Genomic DNA, 17,829 nt, shown 5'->3' with positions numbered 1-17,829 from the left:
AGAGACCTTGTATGCTGGTTGAATTTGAATATTGGTGGCTGTTGATCCTGCCACTGTTTTTCACGCTGGGCTGGATCGCCGCCCGTGTGGATATCAAACAGTTGATTGCAGAATCGACCTCCCTACCCGCCACCTATTTTAAAGGCCTGAACCTGCTGATCGCCGACCAGTACCACAAGGCGGTAGATGCATTCAGTGAAGCGCTCTATCTGAATAAAGACTCCCTGGAACTGCATTTTGTATTGGGCAGCCTGTTCCGTCGCACTGGTGAAACCGACCGCGCTATCCACCTGCACATGAACCTGTTGGAAAACTACGAGCTGACAGAACAACAATCAACTTCGATCAAAGTCGAGCTGGCGCAAGATTACTTTAAAGCCGGTTTGTATGACCGCGCAGAAGAACTGTTCCTGGCATTGCGTCACACACGCTATGAACAAGCCGCGCTACGCCATTTGCTTGAAATATATGTGAAAGAGCGCGAATGGTCGCAAGCGATCGCCATTGCTATTGAGCTGGAAGGCTCGTCCGGCATTTCTTACCGCAAGGAAGTCGCCCAGTATTACTGTGAACTGGCCGTCAACGCCATTATTCAGCAAGACTGGCACAACGCCAAAGGCCACCTGGCCCAGGCCCTGGATGCCAACAAGAACTGTGTGCGTGCCAATGTGCTTTTGGGGGACATGGCAGCGCAGCAGGAAGACCATACCGCAGCCATCGCATTCTGGAAAAGGATAGAAATGCAGGACCCGGAGTATCTGGGCCTGGTAGCCCAGAAAATGCTCAAAAGCTATGCCGCTTTGCATGCAGGTGATGCGCTGACTGTGGGCAATCAGTCCAAAGGCCTGAAAGAAGGCTTGGACCAGTTGAGCCAATACCTGGAATCCTACCAGTTAAGCAGCATGATGTCGGTGTTATACGAAGCCACTTTGCAAGCAGAAGGCGCAGAGACAGCCGCCAAGCTGGCGCGTAATGAGCTGATACGCAAACCCAGCTTAAAATCGCTGGACCAGTTGCTGCAAGCGCGCGCCATGCTTGAAGACGAACAGCATGATTTACAGCTCATGCAGCAGACCGTGCGCAATGCCATCGGTGACCGTGCCGCCTATTATTGCGACCAGTGCGGTTTCCGCGCCAAGCAATACCATTGGCAATGCCCGGCCTGCAATGCCTGGGAGTCACTGCCGGCCGAGCCGACTGAAGCGACTATCCGTGATATCAAATTGCTTAAACGCAAATAACCGTTCGTTTATTTTTTCTGTACCCATCACCCATGACTGATAGCAAAATTATTGTTGCCCTGGACTACGCCGACGCTGCCTCTGCACAAGCACTGGTTGCCAGGCTGGACCCAGCGCTGTGCAAATTAAAAGTCGGCAAAGAGCTGTTTACCGCAGCCGGGCCGGCATTTGTCGAATCGCTGGTCAAACAGCAATACGATGTTTTTCTAGACCTGAAATTCCATGATATTCCCAACACCGTGGCCAAGGCATGCCAGGCGGCGGCAAACCTGGGCGTCTGGATGCTGAATGTGCACGCCAGCGGCGGTCTGCCCATGATGCAAGCTGCGCGTGAAGGCCTGGATAAAGCTTTTGGTGCCCAAGCCCCCCTGCTGATCGCAGTGACTGTTCTGACCAGTATGGATGAGCCCACGCTGAATAGTCTGGGTATACAGCGCTCTTTAAGCGACCATGTACTGGCGCTGGCCAGCCTGACTCAACAAGCCGGCTTACACGGCGTCGTCTGTTCCGCACAAGAAGCCGCCATGCTGAAACAGGCGCTGGGCCAGGCCTTCTGTCTGGTCACCCCGGGCATCCGTCCGGCGGATGCCAGCCAGGATGACCAGACCCGCATTGTGACACCTAAGGATGCCATCGCGCTTGGCTCCCACTACCTGGTGATAGGCCGTCCGATAACGCAGGCAGCAGACCCGATTGTTGCTTTAAACACAATTATTAAAAATATTTAACATTTATTAATAAAATAAAAGTGGCTGTCGGTGACAGCTGCTTACTGCTCGTTAGAATAAAAGCAGGCTGAACAGTCAGCCTGCTTTTTTCATTCAATGATGAGGAGAAACCATGAGACACGCATTTTTAGTTTATTTAATATTCTTGCTTTTATCGCCAGCAGCATTTGCTGTCGTAGATATCAATACCGCCAGCCAGGCAGAACTGGAGACCCTGAAAGGCATAGGCCCGGCAAAAGCACAGGCCATTATTGACTACAGAAAAAAGAATGGCGATTTTAAAACAGTGGAAGCGCTGGATCAGGTACCCGGGATAGGCCAGGCGACCCTCAGCAGCCTGAAGAAAGATATTAGCGTGGGTGGCAAAAAAGCAGCGCCGGCAGACACTGTGAAAAATACAACAGAAAAAAAGAAACCTTGATGCTTTGCTTGCAACGGCATGCAGCTTAAATCAAGAATCCCCATACAAAAACACCCATCCGGGTGTTTTTTACTGTTAGCTAGAGGCATACCCCTGCCCTCCCCAATGATCTCTGCCCATAGCCGGATTAAATCAGCACTTAACAGGTCGTGAAAAGCGCAAGCGATCGCTACTTGTTATTCAGTTGTGATCAGCTAGTGTTTGAGCATCCAGCAAACAATGGCCTGGCTATACTTTAACTCTGCCGGCATAGTAGAATCCTTTTCATCAGCGATCTCCTAATAAATCACAATAAAAAAAATGATGAAAATCGATACCATCAAAAATGTAGTTCTTTTGTTTATCCTGATTCAATTTGGACTCACTCTGCAATGCGCGCGCATCATTTACATACTCTCGAGTACTGGTGCCATTGCCGTGTTGCCATTTCTATTCTGGATAATCGGCAGCCTGAGTCTATATATTGCAGCGATCAGGCTACTGCTCAAGCGTAAGAGCAATGGCAAATTATTTATCATCGCTGCCGGTCTGTTACTCATTTTTATTCCATCACTGCTGCCTTCCCCTCCTCTATACGTATTGATGGTGACTTTAGGCGCGCTATCAGGCGTGGCTGGCTGGTGGGTGAGTAAAACCCTGAACCAGCGTGTAGAACAGCCAAGGCTCGAATCAGGTATCAGGTCGAATAAATAGTCACGTTAACGTTAATCAGAAGACCTGCAGGTAGGATGAAAAATACACTGATCATGCATTTACTTATTACAGCCGCAATCGTATTTCTCACTTCGATCACAGCCTTTGCAGAGCGTTTCAGCATAGAGGAAAGCTTTACGCATCCGGTCAAGATTCCTGCCGCCATCCAATCTCGCCTGAATGCAGAAATGGGGGAGGATATCAAACACTGTGAAGATGTGCGACCAGATACCAGATATGAAGCCCAGATGGTCAAGTTAAGCCAGTCCTTAAGCGCCTATCTGCTTAAACCGACCAACTTTTGTCTGTGCGGCGTTTACTATTGCCCTGTCTGGCTTTATCAAATGCAGGGTACTCAAGCCAGGCGCATCTGGAGTACACCCGCTACCGGGAATTTAGAAATAATGCCTGCAAAAACTAACGGCTATCATCAGCTCAAAGAGTTTGGTGGCACAGCTGGACATGGCTATAAATCAGTTTGGTCCTGGAATGGAAAGCAGTATCAGGAAGTCTATAGACAAACCTACATGACCGGCTCTAAAGCTTGCGCTGATGTAGAGACTTTTCGTTTAAAAAGCGGGAAGCTGGTCAGTGTTTCGAATGAATGCCTTGAGGAGCTACCCGCACCCTAGCATTCACCACAGACTTTCGTGGCGATATCCATAGTTTTAAGGCTCGCGAAGCAGCTTCCCATGACGGTCTCAAGCTGACGCCACAGGCAACCCTTGGCTACCCCTTTAAGATACAACTTTCTTTACTTGAGGTGTTTTATGCTGCGCTATCAGTCTATGGGCATGCTGGCCTTGGAAACTGCAGGACTGCTCATCGTTATCGCTTTGACCTTGCTAGCGCATCGTCTATTAAAATCCCTGCCACCTGATAGCAGGATAAAGAGATACTTGCAACCACCACTCACTGAAGAGCAACTCGGATGGTATGCATTGCTGCTGATCATCCTTTGTGCGGTCGGACTGACCTTTTATTACGCTTAACTAGCCCGGGCTAGGCCTAAAGCCAGCACTATACTTTTGTAAGTCTTTATCTTGCAGTCGTTAACTTTCTGCAAACCGTCCTATTTCATGCTCAGATCAAAGCGTCTGCCCGGGCATGCCTTTCAGCAAATCTCAAACGATGGAACCAGCGATCAGCTGCAACGCTTTCTGAAGTTTGCTCTTGTCTGCAAAAGACTCGGCATCTAATTTTAAGAATGCCTCAATGCGTTTGCGTAGTATCGAATAAGCTTTGACGAATGCAGCGTCTATTTCAGCTTCTGTACCCGTTGCCCGGGCGGGGTCATCAACGCCCCAATGTGCTCTTAACACATTGCCAAGATAAGCTGGGCAGGTCTCACCCGCTGCATTGCCGCATACGGTGATCACGATGTCTGGTGTCACTGGCAGCTTATCCCATGACTTGCTGTAATAACCGTCGCTGGCGATACCCTCACGCTTGAGCAAGGCGATAGAGCGCGGGTGCACTTCACCTGCAGGCTGGCTGCCTGCACTCATTGCTCTCATGCCGTCTGGCGCTAATGCGTTGAATGTGGCTTCGGCCAGGATGGAACGGCAGGAGTTTCCTGTACATAAAAATAGGATGTTCATTGATCACTTTCGATTATTAGGCTTTCTCATACCAGTCACGGCTACGATTAACGATGGCGACGACAGACAGCATCACTGGCACTTCAATCAGCACACCGACGACAGTCGCCAGTGCTGCCCCTGAATTGAACCCAAACAGCGCAATCGCCGTCGCTACCGCCAGCTCAAAGAAGTTAGAAGCACCGATCAAGGCCGAAGGGGCCGCGACACTATGAGCCACCTTGAGCTTTTTATTCAGCCAGTAAGCCAGCATGGAATTGAAATACACCTGAATAATGATAGGCACAGCCAGCAAGGCGATGATAAATGGCTGAGCGATGATCTGCTGGCCTTGAAATCCAAACAGCAAGATCAGTGTTGCAAGCAATGCAGATAGGGAAACAGGCTGAATGCGCTTGAGCAATGTTTCAAGAGCTTTAGGACGGCCTGCCAGCACAACTTCACGCACAAACTGACTGATGACCACCGGCACAACAATGAACAACGCCAGAGACAACAAAAGCGTGTCCCATGGTACGACAATGCTGGACAGCCCTAATAGCAACGCTACAAGCGGCGCAAAGGCAAACAGCATGATGGCATCATTTAATGCGACCTGCGAAAGCGTGAACTTTGGCTCTCCACCACAGAGGCCACTCCAGACAAACACCATGGCAGTACATGGAGCAGCAGCCAGAAGTATCAAGCCTGCTATGTAGCTGTCTATCTGCTCTGCGGGCAACAAGTCACCGAATAGATGACGAATGAATACCCATGCAAGTAAAGCCATAGAGAACGGTTTCACTATCCAGTTGATGAACAAGGTCACGCCTATGCCTTTGCTGTGCACCAAGACATCGCCCATGGTCGTGAAGTCGATCTTTAGCAGCATAGGGATGACCATCAGCCATATCAGAACAGCGACAGGAAGATTCACCTCCGCGATCTTGAGGCCGCCTACAGCTTGAAAAGCCTCAGGAAACATCTGGCCTAAGGCAATGCCGACCACGATGCAGCCTATCACCCACCATGTCAGGTTGCGTTCAAAACTGCTGATCGGGCTTGGTTCAGTGATGTTATTCATTAACAGCAGCTCTTTCGGCTTGCAGTTTCAATCTTGTGCGCCACAGGAATGCAACACGCCGCGCTAGGCTCTGGTGATTCTTGACCGCTGAATGTGGGCGCATTGCCTAATGTGCGATAGGTTTCCCAAGCGATGCCCGAAGGGTCTTGCACCCAATGCTTGTCTGATTTTGCATAGCAGCAGGTGGTGCCCTCTTCTGTCAGCAGGCTAAGCTCGGCCTTCTCTAAACGCTGTTTTATCTCCTCAAGCTCAGCTTCATTCTCGACCTGAATGCCGATATGATCTAAGCCAGCCTTAGCGCCACGCTTGCTAATGGCAAAGTTTACTAACGGGTCATCCAACATCCATTTGGCATAGTCGGGCTTGGAAACCGTTGGAGATGCACCGAAGAGGTTGCTATAAAAGCCGACACTTTGAGTGATGTCTTCTACCGAGACATGCAAATGCATACGTTTCATTGTTCATTACCTTTCGCGGGGTTGCAATTTGTCACATCGGGGCAGCAGTCAGTGATACCGGCACAGCAATTTTCAGTGAGGTATGCCAGCAAGCCATTCATAGCCGTATAGTTTGCCGTATAGTAAATAAACCTGCTGACCTGGCGTGAATCTATCAGTCCGGCGTTGCTCAACTCTTTGAGATGAAACGAGAGCGTGCTGGGCGGTATCTTGAGTTTTTCTCCTATGCTTCCCGCTGGTAGCCCTTCAATGCCCGCTTGCACTAACAGGCGGAATATCTCCAGGCGTGCTTCTTGAGCGATGGATGAGAGTTGTGTCACTGCTGATTTAATGTCCATAGATTCTATATTTCCATAAATATAGAAATAATGCAACCGCCTTTTTGTTTGATTGCTCATCTACAAGCAGCAAGCCATTAGATCAGTTCCTTGCAGGAGCTTAGGGCGCAAGCAATAGATATCATGCAATTACTACGCATTAGACTTCACGGTCGCGGCTGGCCGGTGGTGTCTTTCAGGGTTGCCAAGTGCGTAAGCGATAGCGCACTGGCTGGCATTGGCTTTACTGGTGATAGTGCCCCATCAAATCGGGAAAAACTCCTATATGCATAGGCTAAGAATTTCTTCATGATATGTTACTGGGCTTGAGTTTGCCACTAGGACTGTCTGAAGTAAGGTCACTTATTTTAGACAGGGTGAAATCAAACCCTCCAGCATTCACTAATCTGCATATTGGTCTCAATGCTTAAGCGAAAGGCATCTCTTTGGGGATGCCTTTTGTTTTTATTGCTATCCATCCACAGGCTTCAAGGGCGTGTTGAGATTGAGCTGATAGAAAGCAGCATCTAGCCATCTACCAAACTTAAAGCCCACCTCTTTGATTGTGCCAGAATGTGTAAATCCGAATTGAGTATGTAAATGGATGCTAGCTGCATTTGAAGCATCAATGCAACCGACCAAGACATGAACTTCAGCCTGGCAAGCACTATTGATCAGCGCTTGTAGTAAAGCCTTGCCCAGCCCTTTGCCGCGATGGGCCGGATGGACATAAAGGCTATGCTCAACCGTGTACTTATATGCCGGGAAAGCCCTGAATGATCCCCATGTTGCAAAACCCATTAGCTGATCAGAGTCATCCACAGCCCCGATAACAGGGAAGTTGCCCTTTTCTTTCACATCAAACCACTGATCCATGGACTGCAGCGTACGTGGGCTGTAATCATAGAGCGCCGTAGAGTTAGCAATCGCATCATTCAAGATAAATAAAATCTCGTCTGAGTGCTTGAGCCTGTTGCAGTTGATTAATTTCATAGCGGCGAATCGTTTATATAGAAAAAGGTATTCATCGATGACTTTAGCTTTCACCCAAGCATCACATTAAGCGCTCTGCCCTTGCTCCATCCCTGGATGAATCCAAACGAGCCTGAAGCCTCCCTCAATGGCGATACGATAGGCGAAAGGGTAAGGGTTAAAGCATAGCGCTGCATTATGCTTCCTCATATATCACTTGTTTTGAATTTACATCAACGAGTCAAGCAACGTCACGCAACACTTTAAGGTAAAAGCGCAAAAGAAAAAGAAAGTGAAAAAGAAAAAGCCCGTGTTCTGTACTTTTTGATCAGTCACAGAAAACAGGCTTCACTTTACTGCTGGCGGAGAGAGAGGGATTCGAACCCTCGATAGAGTTGCCCCTATGCCACCTTTCCAGGGTGGTGACTTAAACCGCTCATCCATCTCTCCGAAAGAAGGCGCGATTATAGCCGATTCCCAATTACGCGCCAAATGATTTATGGTGGGATAGGCAGATTAGAAAAATGCGCGGTTTAACGCCAGTGCGCCACGGCTAAGGGATTGAACTTTTCAGGATTAAACGTACTAACTCAGTTATCTTATAAATCATCAAAAACACAGCAAAAACGCTTGATTTTGTGGGTCTTAAGGGTTAATGTTTATCCCGTTAATCATCTTAAAAGCCTTATTTTAAGCGGCTTGGCAGATGATTTATCAGGTTATTGAGTTCAAGTTCAATCTGGGTTCAATATGGCGGTTTGGAGAGCAGTTCTGCTATAACATCTATACAAAAAGTACAGGAGTGATTATGAGTTTGGATCTATTGAAAGCCATGGGGGTAAAAGTCCCTTACAAGGCAAAATATGACAACTTTATCGGTGGCAAATGGGTTGCGCCGGTGAAGGGTGAGTATTTTGATGTGATTTCCCCCATTACTGGCAAGCCTTATACGCAGGCTGCCCGTTCCAGTGCTGAGGATGTGGAGCTGGCGCTGGATGCCGCGCACGCCGCAACCGACAAATGGGCGAAAACTTCTGCGGCAGAGCGCTCGAATCTGCTGTTGAAGATCGCAGACCGTATTGAACAGAACCTGGAGCTGATCGCGACTGCTGAAACAGTCGATAACGGTAAACCTATCCGCGAAACATTGAATGCCGATATCCCGCTGGCTGCTGACCATTTCAGGTATTTTGCCGGTGCCCTGCGTGCGCAGGAAGGCAGCCTGAGTGAGCTGGACGAGACTACAGTGGCTTACCATTTCCATGAACCATTGGGCGTGATCGGTCAGATCATCCCTTGGAACTTCCCAATCTTGATGGCGGCCTGGAAACTGGCACCAGCTGTTGCTGCCGGCAACTGTGTGGTAATGAAGCCAGCGGAATTCACGCCTATCAGCATCCTGATCTTGATGGAAGTGATTGGGGACATATTACCGCCAGGTGTGATGAACATCGTCAACGGCTATGGCCGTGAAGTTGGCGCCCCGCTCTCTAACAGCAAGCGCATCAACAAGATCGCCTTCACCGGCTCGACCGCGACCGGCCGCTTTATTGCACAGGCGGCAGCCAACAATCTGATCCCGGCCACGCTGGAACTAGGCGGCAAATCGCCTAACATCTTCTTTGAAGACATCATGTCTGCCGACGATGACTTTCTCGACAAGGCAGTCGAAGGCCTGGTGCTGTTTGCCTTTAACCAGGGCGAAGTCTGTACCTGTCCATCACGCGCATTGATACAGGAATCCATTTACGACAAATTCATGGAACGTGTGTTGCCACGTGTCGCCGCAATCAAGCAAGGCAACCCGCTGGACCCCAACACCATGATAGGTGCGCAAGCCTCACAAGACCAGATCAACAAGATCCTGTCTTATATGGATATTGGCCAACAGGAAGGTGCGCAACTGCTGTGTGGCGGTGAGCGCAATGTGCTGAGCGGCGATCTGGCCGAGGGCTATTATGTGAAGCCTACGCTGTTCAAAGGCCACAATAAAATGCGTATCTTCCAGGAAGAGATCTTTGGGCCGGTGCTGGCAGTGACTACCTTTAAAGATGAAGCCGAAGCGCTGAGCATCGCCAATGACACTATCTTTGGCCTGGGTTCTGGCGTCTGGTCACGCGATGGCAGCCGTGCTTACCGTATGGGCCGCGGCATCAAAGCTGGCCGGGTCTGGACCAACTGTTACCACGCCTACCCTGCTCACGCCGCTTTCGGTGGCTATAAAGAGTCTGGCATAGGCCGTGAAACGCACAAAATGATGCTGGACCACTACCAGCAAACTAAAAACCTGCTGGTCAGCTACAGCCCGAAAAAACTGGGTTTCTTCTAAATTCAGGGTCTGGCATCACCTGATTTGAGGTAGTTGTAAAAAGGGGCGAATCTTTCGCCCCTTTTTTGTCTATAAGTTAACTATTGAAGATAAATATTGAGGGCAAGACCATGGCTGAACGACTTTCCGCGACACCCAGTGCCATCACATTGATAGAACAGCTGACAGCGCAGCACGGCCCTATCGTGTTTCTGCAATCTGGCGGCTGCTGTGAAGGCAGCGGCCCCATGTGCATGCCTGCTGCCGAGTTCAGGCCCAGCCCGTCCGATGTCAGACTAGGCGTGCTGGCAGGCGCGGTGTTTTACATGGGTGACAGCCATTTCAGTTTTATGGCGAATACACATACCATACTGGATGCAGTGCCCGGCTCCAGTGGCTCGTTTTCACTAGACTGCGGCAGTGGCTTTGCTTTTATCACGCGTGGCCGTGTCTATACCGATGAGGAGCTGGCAGCACTGCCAGCCGAAGATCGGGTGGGTTATGCATAAGCAAAAAGGGCCTGACGGCCCTTTTTTATTGCAATAGTTCCAGCGATTAAAAGCCTAAACTATCCAGCAGATCATCTACCTGCTCCTGGTTAGAAACCACATCCACGGTATTGTGCGGGTCGATTTGCGGGCCATTGAGCAATGAGTCTGAAGGCTCCTCTTTTTTCGCGGCTGGGGAAAAGTCCACCAGCACCTGCACCAGTTGCCTTTCCAGCTCTTGCACCAGAGTGGTGATCTTTTTGATCACTTGTCCGGTCAGGTCCTGGAAATCCTGCGCCATCATGATATCCATCAGCAGCGACTTGGTGGTTGCCGTATTCTTATCTGCGAGTGACAGGTATTCCAGCGTCTCATGCACCACAGAGTCGTATTCGGACTTGAGTGCCGATTTCGCCATCACATCCTGCCAGCGCGCCTTTAACACACTGGCCTTATCTGCCAGCTCAGACTGCAATGGCGTCGCCAGATCTGTGGCATTCAATACCCGCTCAGCTGCCTGTTCTGTCATTCTGGCAACATAGTTCAAGCGGTCACGCGCGTCAGGGATCTCCTGCGCGACTTGTTCCAGCACTTTATCGTAACCCAATGCACTCAGGCTGTCGTGCAGCGTGCGTGTCATGTGGCCAATCCGGCTGATCATATCTTCTTGTTGGTTATCGTTCAGGTTGTGCATCAAGGCAGAAGCCATATCTACCATGACGTTGTCTTGCTTCGGATTGACAGCTTCGGTCATGATTACGCCTCGCCTTTTTCCAGTTTCTCAAAAATTTTAGATAATTTCTCTTCCAGCGTGGCGGCAGTAAAAGGTTTGACTACGTAACCGTTCGCTTTTGCCTGCGCGGCTGCAATGATGTTTTCTTTTTTCGCTTCTGCCGTCACCATCAACACCGGCAACTTGGATAATTTCGCATCTGCACGGATATTCTGCAGCATGGTCAGACCATCCATATTCGGCATATTCCAGTCAGAAACGACAAATTCGAAATCACCACTGCGCAGCTTGCTCAATGCATCAGCACCATCTTCGGCCTCCTCGACATTGTTGTAGCCCAGCTCTTTGAGCAGGTTACGCACAATTCTGCGCATGGTGGAAAAATCATCAACCACCAGAAATTTAGTATTCGGATTGCCCATTTGTTACTCCGCTATCATTAGTGACATATTTTACAGTTAGCATTATCAACCCTAAGGCTGTCAATGCTTGCGCCAATAAAGCGCTGAATTGCCTGTTTGTTCTTTGAGGATTTAAACACGCATGGAGCGTTCACTATTGGTTGCCAGGTGATGCAACACCAGCCTGGGCAGGTCTTTCAGGTGCGCAACCTCATGCACACCACCATGCGCCACCGCTTCACGCGGCATACCATAGACGACACAGCTCTCTTCATTTTGTGCAAAGTTGTGAGCGCCGGCCTCTTTCATGCGCAGCATGCCGACCGCGCCGTCTTTACCCATGCCGGTCAGGATGATGCCTATGGCATTCTTACCGGCATTCACCGCCGCAGATTCAAACAATACATCCACAGAAGGCTTGTGTCTATTGACCGGCTCACTGTCAGACAAACGGGTGACATAGTTGGCACCACTTCTGGCCAGCAGCAGATGCTGGTCACCCGGGGCAATGTAGGCATGGCCAGGCAATATGCGTTCGCCATCTACCGCTTCCTTGACCGAGATCTTGCACAGGCTGTCCAGACGGCTGGCAAACGATTTGGTAAAACCTGCCGGCATATGTTGTGTGATCAATACACCGGGACAGTCTGAAGGCATTTGCGTTAAAAACGCCTTGATGGCTTCGGTACCGCCGGTCGAAGCCCCTATGATCAGCAATTTCTCACTACTGATCAATGGGTTACGGATGGCATTCTGCACCTGGCCGCCGCTCGCTGAGGCTTTGGCTATGCTTTGCAAGGTGCTGACTTTGGCCTTGGCCGCCGTGCGTATCTTATCGGTGATCTCATCGGCATATTGCTGCATGCCCTGGGTGATGCCCATTTTAGGTTTGGTCACAAAATCGGTGGCGCCCAGTTCCAGCGCACGCAAGGTGATCTCAGAACCTTTTTCTGTCAGTGTGGATACCATCAATACCGGCATAGGCCGCAGACGCATCAGTTTTTCCAGGAAATCCAGCCCGTCCATCCTCGGCATTTCCACATCCAGTGTCAGCACATCCGGGTTCAATTGCTTGATCATTTCACGCGCCACCAGAGGGTCTGGTGCGGCACCGACGACTTCCAGGTCTTTGGTATCGTTGATCAACTCGGTTAACAGGCTGCGTATCAGCGCCGAATCATCAATGACTAATACTTTCGTTTTCATGTGATTTCCTTTTTATAATTATTATTATCAAAACAAATCGATATCGCCACCCACATCGTTGGTTTTCAGCTTGCTGGAGTAAGCCTGCTCGCGCTTGACCAAAGTGTAGTTGTTCAGTTGTTTCAGTTTTTTTACCAGCACCTTGCCGGTTTTGGGAAAGTAATAGACTTTACGCGGATAAATATCCAGCAGGTCTTCCCCGGTCACCCTGATACCTTCATCCTTGAGGTATTTTTTAACGAACTCGGCATTGCGATCACCGACGTTATTGGTGGTGAAACTGCGCAGCACATTACCGCCGCCAAAGATCTTGGCTTCAAGGTTCTCGCGTCTGGCGCCATTTCTCAGCAACTGGTTGATCAGTACTTCCATGGCATAGGTGCCATAGCGCATTGATTCTGAAACCGGGCTATCTCTATCGGCACTGCCACTCTCGGGCAACATAAAGTGGTTCATGCCACCGATGCCGGACTTGGTATCGCGGATACAGGCAGACACGCATGAGCCTAGCACAGTGACGATCAGCATATCCTTATCGGTATAGTAATACTCTCCTGGAGAGATCTTGGCCGCATCGCAATTAAATGTTCTGTCAAAGTAGAGGGTGTTTGCAATATCTTCTTGTGAAACACTCATGGCTATTTCCGATTCATTAACAGGCTGGAACGAGCCGCGCCATTAGTTTTTAGTTTGTAGACGGTTTTACCCAGCAACTGCAGCTGGTTGGATACATAGAGGAAGTTCTCCGAGTGCCCGGCCAGCAACAAGCTGTCTTCATTCATCAGTGTGATGAATTTTTCAATAATTTTGCTTTGGGTGGGTTTGTCAAAATAAATCATGACATTACGGCAGAAGATCACATCATAGGCCTCACGAAACGGCCATTGCTGATCCAGCAGGTTGAGCTGGTGAAAGTGAATCAGATCGCGTACCGATTTTTTTACCCTGACTAAACCCTCATGCTTGGCAGTGCCTTTTTCAAAGAACTTGCGCAGTCGGGATTCGTCCATTTTCTTGATGCGGTCTATCGGGTATACACCCGCACTCGCAGTCGCTAATACATTGGTATCGATGTCAGTGGCAATGATCTCTACCGGGGGTTTGAGCGAATTAAACGCCTCACACGCGGTGATGGCAATAGAATAAGGCTCTTCGCCGGTCGAAGCCGCAGAACACCAGATACGGATAGGTTTTGCTTGCTTGTGTAAAGCAGCAAGCCTGGTCAGATGCTCAGCCAGGATGGGAAAATGATGCTCTTCCCTGAAAAAAGAAGTCAGGTTGGTGGTCAACGCATTGGTAAATGCCTGCCACTCATCTGAGCTCTGGTTTTGTTCAAGCTTATCCAGATACAGCTTGAAACTTTGCATATCGAGTGCACGTAAACGCCGGCCTATCCGGCTGTACACCATATCCGTCTTTGCATCGGACAATGAAATGCCTGCATGGCGATAGATCAGACTTTTAATTCTGACGAAATCATCGCGCGTAAACAAAAACTCGCGCTCTTCTTGTTCTTGTTTCTTCAAGGCAGTCACTTCGTTATCCTATGCAAATCCGTTGGGTTGCCATCGACTTAAGTCAGACTTAAATTAAGCCTTTGTCGTGTTGATGCGGTCTTTCATTTGATCGATCGCTAATTCAACTTGCTTCTCTTCACGCGCTTTAGCTTCAGCACTTGTGCGTGCATACTTGCTGCGCTCTTGCATTTGAGTGATGGCTAAAGCAGCAGCTGTGTCATCAGCACGACGGTTCTGTGCTTCTGGTGTTTGTGCTGCAAACGGGTGCAATGCTTCTTTGTATTGTTTTACTACGTCAGCGGCCTTAGGCTCGCGGGCGATAGCAGCTTTCAATGCGATTTTTGTCGCACGATAGTTCCAGTCCTGAATACGGTCATCCATATCAGCCTTGCTATCGATAAATACGCCTACGCAAATAAATACGTCATCGGCTTCTTCCAGTGGGATAGTGCCATCAGCCACACAATCCATCACAGCCATGGCTACGCCACGTTGTGCCGGGCCAAACATCTGGGTTGCCTGGCGACCATCTTTGATCGTCACCTTGTTAAACATCACGGTGTTTGGTTTTACCATCATGTTTGGCGCTGCAATCGCCAATAAACCGTTTACTCCTTGTTTTTGATCGGTGAGCGTACGACAAAATGCGTCTTCTGCAGCGCTACCGCGTGGTCCCAAGATCAAGTCGATGTGGGCCACATTTTTCAAATCCAGACCACCTTCAGGACGGTCCTCAATGACCAAACCTTCACCAATCAAAACTCTATCAATCACTGCCATTTTTATGCTCCTGTTAATTAAAAGTACTACTTTATAAAGGGCTTACAGCGTGCCCTATCCATTACTGACTTGCCGGAAATCTTCCGACCAGCCGGCATTCTCTTGACGCGTATGCTTCGCGTTGCCTTCGACGATGAACACACTCACGGCGGTTGCCAGTTCATTCGAGTGATCCATCAGTGATTCGGCAGCCGCAGCGGCCTCTTCAACCAGCGCGGTGTTTTGCTGGGTCACATCATCCATACGGATCACGGCATCATTCACCAGGGCAATGCCTGCACTCTGCTCGTTAGAAGCCGAGGCGATCTCGCCGATGATGATGCTGACACGTTTGACCGAGCTCACAATCTCATGCATGGTTTTGCCGGCTTCTTCCACCTGGCGGCTACCTTCTGCAGTCTTGTTGACCGAGTCATTGATCAATTCTTTAATTTCACGCGCAGCGACAGAAGAGCGCTGTGCCAGGTTACCTACCTCGGAAGCCACCACTGCAAAACCACGACCCTGCTCACCGGCACGCGCTGCTTCAACCGCGGCGTTCAGTGCCAGGATATTGGTCTGGAAGGCAATGCTGTCGATGACAGAAATAATGTCTTCGATCTTGCGTGCGCTTTCATTGATGTCGCTCATGGTATGCACCACGGCATTGACCACATCGCCACCCTTGACTGCCACTTGCGAAGCCTGCGCTGCCAGTTCATTGGCCTGTTTTGCGTTGTCTGCGTTCTGTTTAACGGTTGAAGATAGCTCATCCATGCTGGATGCTGTTTTTTCAAGGTTAGCCGCCTGGTCTTCAGTCCTGCGGCTTAAATCGGCGTTGCCCTGAGCGATCTCTTTGGCTGCGATACTGATGGACTCTGCTGCGGCTTTCACCGTCAGCACCGGCTCCACTATCATATCCAGCGTGTTATTCATGCCTTCCACGATACGGCGGTAATCGCCTGGATGACGGCTGGCATCGGCACGTACAGTGACGCGCCCCTGTTTCGCTGATTCGGCCAGCAACTCTGCATCATGATTCAAGGCTTTCAGGTTGCTGCGCACTTTTTCTATGGTCTGGTTTATTTCGGCTTTCTGGCCAGGGAACTGCTCTAAAGGCGCATCGAAATTGCCATCACCAAACGCTTTGACGCATGCCATGGCTTTTTGATTCAATTCAATATGGCCGGCCACGATTTTGTTGATAGAGTCTGCCAGCACCGAGAATTGGCCTTTAAACATATCAGCACGCAAGGTCATATCGATATTGCCTTTTTCGTGCTCGTCATTGACCCAGTTCACAGAATCCACAATGCCTTTAAGGTTGCCGCGTATGCGATCTACACTCTTGTTCATGGCGGCTTTTTTGCCTGGCAGTGGTTCCAGCTGCGCAGTGAGGTCACCGCGACCTATGCTGTCCATCACGGCGATGAATTTTTCGGTATCCGCTCTATAACCGGACACCATGCTATTGATGCTTTGTGCGACCTGTTTAAAATCGCCATCAAATCTGGCGACTTCTAGCAGGGTCTCATCCTCGCCCTGCGCATGTGCATTGCTCATATGGGTCAAATCTGAGATCAGGGCAGTGACATTGGTTTTCAGGCCATCAAAGTGCTGATTCAACACTGCAAGCTCACCTGGCAATGGCGCTAACTGGGCAGCGAAATCGCCCTGGCCCAATGCCAGCATCGCGTCGCCGGTTTTGTGCAGGATATCGACAGGCAAAGCCAGGGTCTGGGTGATATCGGCAGCCATCTGGCGATATTCACCATGAAACTGGCTGAGATCTATACTGGCTTTAAAGTTGCCACTTGCATGTTCTGCAGCAACATAAGTGATTTGCTGGCTCAGTTTGGCCAGTGTCGTTTTTGCCTGCAGCAATGCACTCAGCACATCGGTACCATCTGCGCTCGCTGAGCTATCGTTATCGCCGAACTCACCATTGGCGATACTGTTCGCGATCACACCAGCCTCGCCATCGAACTGGCTTTTGGCGCTATAAACCAATAAGGCACCCAGCCCCGCAGCACAGAGCAGCAAGCCCGTCCCCAGGCCAGCATGAATAAAACTGCCGGCGACACCTGCGCCGGATATTGCCAGCAACAAGCCTAACTGAGACGAGAGATTGAGACGACCAAACACACCCAATTTTCCTGACAACATGTTGTCACTCCTTTTTTCTAATTTCCAAAACCCGCTTAACTGGATTTTTTCTACTATTTATCGGTATATAGCGCTCATTATTCAATAACAGCTCAACTTTCGAATGATGTGAAAAAAGGGGAAACTTGGCTCTATTTTGGTAATTGCAGGCCTAAAGAAATCAGAAATAGCCTATGCGGCACCGGCGGGAGAATCCTTTGTTAGCCTATGATTATTTTTGTAAACCGGGCTTTAAAAACCTTACAGGCGACCGCGTTCACACCCGGCAATAAAACAAAAAAGCCGACTGCAATGGCAGTCGGCTTTTGCTATCGCCAGGACTTAATTAAAATCCATGCGGCTTTATCAAAACTCTTCCCAGTCCTCATCGTCAGTGCCTGTCCTTCGCGACATGCCTGGCGGTTTCGCCGCTGTACTGGCGCTGCCTGCTGCTTTGCCGAACGAGCCTTCAGACACTGGCCGGGCAGGTGGCCCGCTATCCCGCTGCTGGGCAACATGTGACACAGCAGTCTTGATAGGCGCATGCCTGGTAGCTGGCTTGTGCGTCACCGCCTGCCCGCCACCAAAACTCTTGCCTTCCAGCTTGAACTGGCTGATGGCACCTGCCAGCTGGTTCGCCTGGTCTACCAGGGATTCAGCTGCCGCTGCCGCTTCTTCTACCAGTGCCGCATTCTGCTGCGTGGTCTCATCCATGCTGGTCACCGCCTGGTTGACCTGGTCGATACCCGTGGTCTGCTCGGCAGAAGCCGCGGAGATC

Annotated in this window: 20 protein-coding genes, 1 tRNA gene and 1 pseudogene; 8 read left to right on the top strand and 14 right to left on the bottom strand. The window is 49.9% G+C overall.

Annotation, left to right across the window (positions count from 1 at the left end):
- The first annotated feature begins 11 nt into the window (after nucleotides 1-11).
- The 6 genes from lapB (at nucleotide 12) to ACT6RZ_RS11460 (ending at nucleotide 4,075) form a co-directional block, all read left to right on the top strand.
- Nucleotides 12-1,241 carry a lipopolysaccharide assembly protein LapB gene (gene lapB / locus ACT6RZ_RS11485; protein ID WP_444702238.1) on the top strand — a complete coding sequence of 410 codons (1,230 nt, stop codon included), beginning with the start codon at nucleotides 12-14 and terminating at the stop codon, nucleotides 1,239-1,241.
- A 32-nt stretch (nucleotides 1,242-1,273) separates the two neighbouring features.
- A complete protein-coding gene (gene pyrF / locus ACT6RZ_RS11480) occupies nucleotides 1,274-1,969 on the top strand; it encodes an orotidine-5'-phosphate decarboxylase (protein WP_444702237.1) in 696 nt (231 codons plus the stop codon).
- 112 nt (nucleotides 1,970-2,081) lie between these two features.
- Nucleotides 2,082-2,390: a ComEA family DNA-binding protein gene (locus ACT6RZ_RS11475; RefSeq protein ID WP_444702236.1), complete on the top strand. Its 309-nt coding sequence runs from the start codon at nucleotides 2,082-2,084 to the stop codon at nucleotides 2,388-2,390.
- Between the two features lie 303 nt (nucleotides 2,391-2,693).
- Nucleotides 2,694-3,083 (top strand): hypothetical protein, encoded by a 390-nt coding sequence (locus ACT6RZ_RS11470; RefSeq protein ID WP_444702235.1) that lies wholly within the window; start codon nucleotides 2,694-2,696, stop codon nucleotides 3,081-3,083.
- 35 nt (nucleotides 3,084-3,118) lie between these two features.
- Nucleotides 3,119-3,715, top strand: a complete 597-nt coding sequence (locus ACT6RZ_RS11465; RefSeq protein WP_444702234.1) for a hypothetical protein — start codon at nucleotides 3,119-3,121, stop codon at nucleotides 3,713-3,715.
- A 138-nt stretch (nucleotides 3,716-3,853) separates the two neighbouring features.
- On the top strand, nucleotides 3,854-4,075 hold the full coding sequence (locus tag ACT6RZ_RS11460) for a hypothetical protein (protein ID WP_444702233.1): 222 nt from the start codon (nucleotides 3,854-3,856) through the stop codon (nucleotides 4,073-4,075).
- A gap of 132 nt (nucleotides 4,076-4,207) precedes the next feature.
- Here the strand turns inward: ACT6RZ_RS11460 and ACT6RZ_RS11455 are convergent, their stop codons facing one another.
- The 6 genes from ACT6RZ_RS11455 to ACT6RZ_RS11430 form a co-directional block, all read right to left on the bottom strand.
- Nucleotides 4,208-4,684 (bottom strand): arsenate reductase ArsC, encoded by a 477-nt coding sequence (locus ACT6RZ_RS11455; RefSeq protein ID WP_444702232.1) that lies wholly within the window; start codon nucleotides 4,682-4,684, stop codon nucleotides 4,208-4,210.
- A 16-nt stretch (nucleotides 4,685-4,700) separates the two neighbouring features.
- A complete protein-coding gene (arsB, locus tag ACT6RZ_RS11450) occupies nucleotides 4,701-5,747 on the bottom strand; it encodes an ACR3 family arsenite efflux transporter (RefSeq protein WP_444702231.1) in 1,047 nt (348 codons plus the stop codon).
- On the bottom strand, nucleotides 5,747-6,205 hold the full coding sequence (locus ACT6RZ_RS11445) for an ArsI/CadI family heavy metal resistance metalloenzyme (protein ID WP_444702230.1): 459 nt from the start codon (nucleotides 6,203-6,205) through the stop codon (nucleotides 5,747-5,749). Before ACT6RZ_RS11445 ends, arsB begins: the two co-directional genes overlap by 1 nt.
- On the bottom strand, nucleotides 6,202-6,543 hold the full coding sequence (locus tag ACT6RZ_RS11440; protein WP_444702329.1) for an ArsR/SmtB family transcription factor: 342 nt from the start codon (nucleotides 6,541-6,543) through the stop codon (nucleotides 6,202-6,204). Before ACT6RZ_RS11440 ends, ACT6RZ_RS11445 begins: the two co-directional genes overlap by 4 nt.
- Before the next feature lie 450 nt (nucleotides 6,544-6,993).
- On the bottom strand, nucleotides 6,994-7,569 hold the full coding sequence (locus ACT6RZ_RS11435) for a GNAT family N-acetyltransferase (RefSeq protein ID WP_444702228.1): 576 nt from the start codon (nucleotides 7,567-7,569) through the stop codon (nucleotides 6,994-6,996).
- Between the two features lie 285 nt (nucleotides 7,570-7,854).
- A tRNA-Ser gene (locus ACT6RZ_RS11430) sits at nucleotides 7,855-7,944 on the bottom strand.
- 358 nt (nucleotides 7,945-8,302) lie between these two features.
- Here ACT6RZ_RS11430 and exaC point away from each other — a divergent pair.
- Together exaC and ACT6RZ_RS11420 are read left to right on the top strand one after the other, a co-directional pair.
- Entirely contained in the window at nucleotides 8,303-9,823 is a 1,521-nt protein-coding gene (gene exaC, locus ACT6RZ_RS11425) for an acetaldehyde dehydrogenase ExaC (RefSeq protein ID WP_444702227.1), read from the top strand.
- A 110-nt stretch (nucleotides 9,824-9,933) separates the two neighbouring features.
- A complete protein-coding gene (locus ACT6RZ_RS11420; protein WP_444702226.1) occupies nucleotides 9,934-10,311 on the top strand; it encodes a DUF779 domain-containing protein in 378 nt (125 codons plus the stop codon).
- Nucleotides 10,312-10,357: 46 nt separating this feature from the next.
- Here ACT6RZ_RS11420 and cheZ read toward each other — a convergent pair whose 3' ends face one another.
- The 8 genes and pseudogenes from cheZ to ACT6RZ_RS11380 all read right to left on the bottom strand — a co-directional run.
- Nucleotides 10,358-11,044 carry a protein phosphatase CheZ gene (gene cheZ, locus ACT6RZ_RS11415; protein WP_444702225.1) on the bottom strand — a complete coding sequence of 229 codons (687 nt, stop codon included), beginning with the start codon at nucleotides 11,042-11,044 and terminating at the stop codon, nucleotides 10,358-10,360.
- A 2-nt stretch (nucleotides 11,045-11,046) separates the two neighbouring features.
- Nucleotides 11,047-11,445: a chemotaxis response regulator CheY gene (gene cheY / locus ACT6RZ_RS11410; RefSeq protein ID WP_055831421.1), complete on the bottom strand. Its 399-nt coding sequence runs from the start codon at nucleotides 11,443-11,445 to the stop codon at nucleotides 11,047-11,049.
- A gap of 111 nt (nucleotides 11,446-11,556) precedes the next feature.
- Nucleotides 11,557-12,630, bottom strand: a complete 1,074-nt coding sequence (locus ACT6RZ_RS11405; protein WP_444702224.1) for a protein-glutamate methylesterase/protein-glutamine glutaminase — start codon at nucleotides 12,628-12,630, stop codon at nucleotides 11,557-11,559.
- Between the two features lie 27 nt (nucleotides 12,631-12,657).
- Nucleotides 12,658-13,266, bottom strand: coding sequence for a chemoreceptor glutamine deamidase CheD (gene cheD, locus ACT6RZ_RS11400; RefSeq protein WP_444702223.1), 609 nt, complete (start codon nucleotides 13,264-13,266; stop codon nucleotides 12,658-12,660).
- 2 nt (nucleotides 13,267-13,268) lie between these two features.
- Nucleotides 13,269-14,165: a CheR family methyltransferase gene (locus ACT6RZ_RS11395; protein ID WP_444702222.1), complete on the bottom strand. Its 897-nt coding sequence runs from the start codon at nucleotides 14,163-14,165 to the stop codon at nucleotides 13,269-13,271.
- Between the two features lie 54 nt (nucleotides 14,166-14,219).
- Complete coding sequence (gene fae / locus ACT6RZ_RS11390; RefSeq protein ID WP_444702221.1) at nucleotides 14,220-14,927, bottom strand: formaldehyde-activating enzyme; 708 nt, start codon at nucleotides 14,925-14,927, stop codon at nucleotides 14,220-14,222.
- Between the two features lie 54 nt (nucleotides 14,928-14,981).
- Nucleotides 14,982-17,072: a methyl-accepting chemotaxis protein gene (locus tag ACT6RZ_RS11385; protein WP_444702220.1), complete on the bottom strand. Its 2,091-nt coding sequence runs from the start codon at nucleotides 17,070-17,072 to the stop codon at nucleotides 14,982-14,984.
- Nucleotides 17,073-17,417: 345 nt separating this feature from the next.
- Nucleotides 17,418-17,829, bottom strand: a pseudogene (locus ACT6RZ_RS11380) (methyl-accepting chemotaxis protein); the annotation flags it as partial.

The organism is Methylophilus sp. (assembly GCF_052437885.1).
In the GTDB taxonomy this organism is placed as follows: Bacteria; Pseudomonadota; Gammaproteobacteria; order Burkholderiales; family Methylophilaceae; genus Methylophilus.
The sequence above is the reverse complement of the archived record's forward strand: the minus strand, read 5'-3'. Positions and strand labels throughout refer to the sequence as shown.

Excerpts from the sequence above, each read along its gene's own strand:
- cheZ (WP_444702225.1), bottom strand. The coding sequence starts at position 11,044 with ATGACCGAAGCTGTCAATCCGAAGCAAGACAACGTCATGGTAGATATG.
- cheD (WP_444702223.1), bottom strand. The coding sequence starts at position 13,266 with ATGAGTGTTTCACAAGAAGATATTGCAAACACCCTCTACTTTGACAGA.
- ACT6RZ_RS11405 (WP_444702224.1), bottom strand. The coding sequence starts at position 12,630 with ATGAAAACGAAAGTATTAGTCATTGATGATTCGGCGCTGATACGCAGC.
- exaC (WP_444702227.1), top strand. The coding sequence starts at position 8,303 with ATGAGTTTGGATCTATTGAAAGCCATGGGGGTAAAAGTCCCTTACAAG.
- cheY (WP_055831421.1), bottom strand. The coding sequence starts at position 11,445 with ATGGGCAATCCGAATACTAAATTTCTGGTGGTTGATGATTTTTCCACC.
- ACT6RZ_RS11455 (WP_444702232.1), bottom strand. The coding sequence starts at position 4,684 with ATGAACATCCTATTTTTATGTACAGGAAACTCCTGCCGTTCCATCCTG.
- ACT6RZ_RS11445 (WP_444702230.1), bottom strand. The coding sequence starts at position 6,205 with ATGAAACGTATGCATTTGCATGTCTCGGTAGAAGACATCACTCAAAGT.
- ACT6RZ_RS11475 (WP_444702236.1), top strand. The coding sequence starts at position 2,082 with ATGAGACACGCATTTTTAGTTTATTTAATATTCTTGCTTTTATCGCCA.
- pyrF (WP_444702237.1), top strand. The coding sequence starts at position 1,274 with ATGACTGATAGCAAAATTATTGTTGCCCTGGACTACGCCGACGCTGCC.
- lapB (WP_444702238.1), top strand. The coding sequence starts at position 12 with ATGCTGGTTGAATTTGAATATTGGTGGCTGTTGATCCTGCCACTGTTT.
- ACT6RZ_RS11465 (WP_444702234.1), top strand. The coding sequence starts at position 3,119 with ATGAAAAATACACTGATCATGCATTTACTTATTACAGCCGCAATCGTA.
- fae (WP_444702221.1), bottom strand. The coding sequence starts at position 14,927 with ATGGCAGTGATTGATAGAGTTTTGATTGGTGAAGGTTTGGTCATTGAG.
- ACT6RZ_RS11420 (WP_444702226.1), top strand. The coding sequence starts at position 9,934 with ATGGCTGAACGACTTTCCGCGACACCCAGTGCCATCACATTGATAGAA.
- arsB (WP_444702231.1), bottom strand. The coding sequence starts at position 5,747 with ATGAATAACATCACTGAACCAAGCCCGATCAGCAGTTTTGAACGCAAC.
- ACT6RZ_RS11440 (WP_444702329.1), bottom strand. The coding sequence starts at position 6,543 with ATGGACATTAAATCAGCAGTGACACAACTCTCATCCATCGCTCAAGAA.
- ACT6RZ_RS11460 (WP_444702233.1), top strand. The coding sequence starts at position 3,854 with ATGCTGCGCTATCAGTCTATGGGCATGCTGGCCTTGGAAACTGCAGGA.
- ACT6RZ_RS11470 (WP_444702235.1), top strand. The coding sequence starts at position 2,694 with ATGAAAATCGATACCATCAAAAATGTAGTTCTTTTGTTTATCCTGATT.
- ACT6RZ_RS11385 (WP_444702220.1), bottom strand. The coding sequence starts at position 17,072 with ATGTTGTCAGGAAAATTGGGTGTGTTTGGTCGTCTCAATCTCTCGTCT.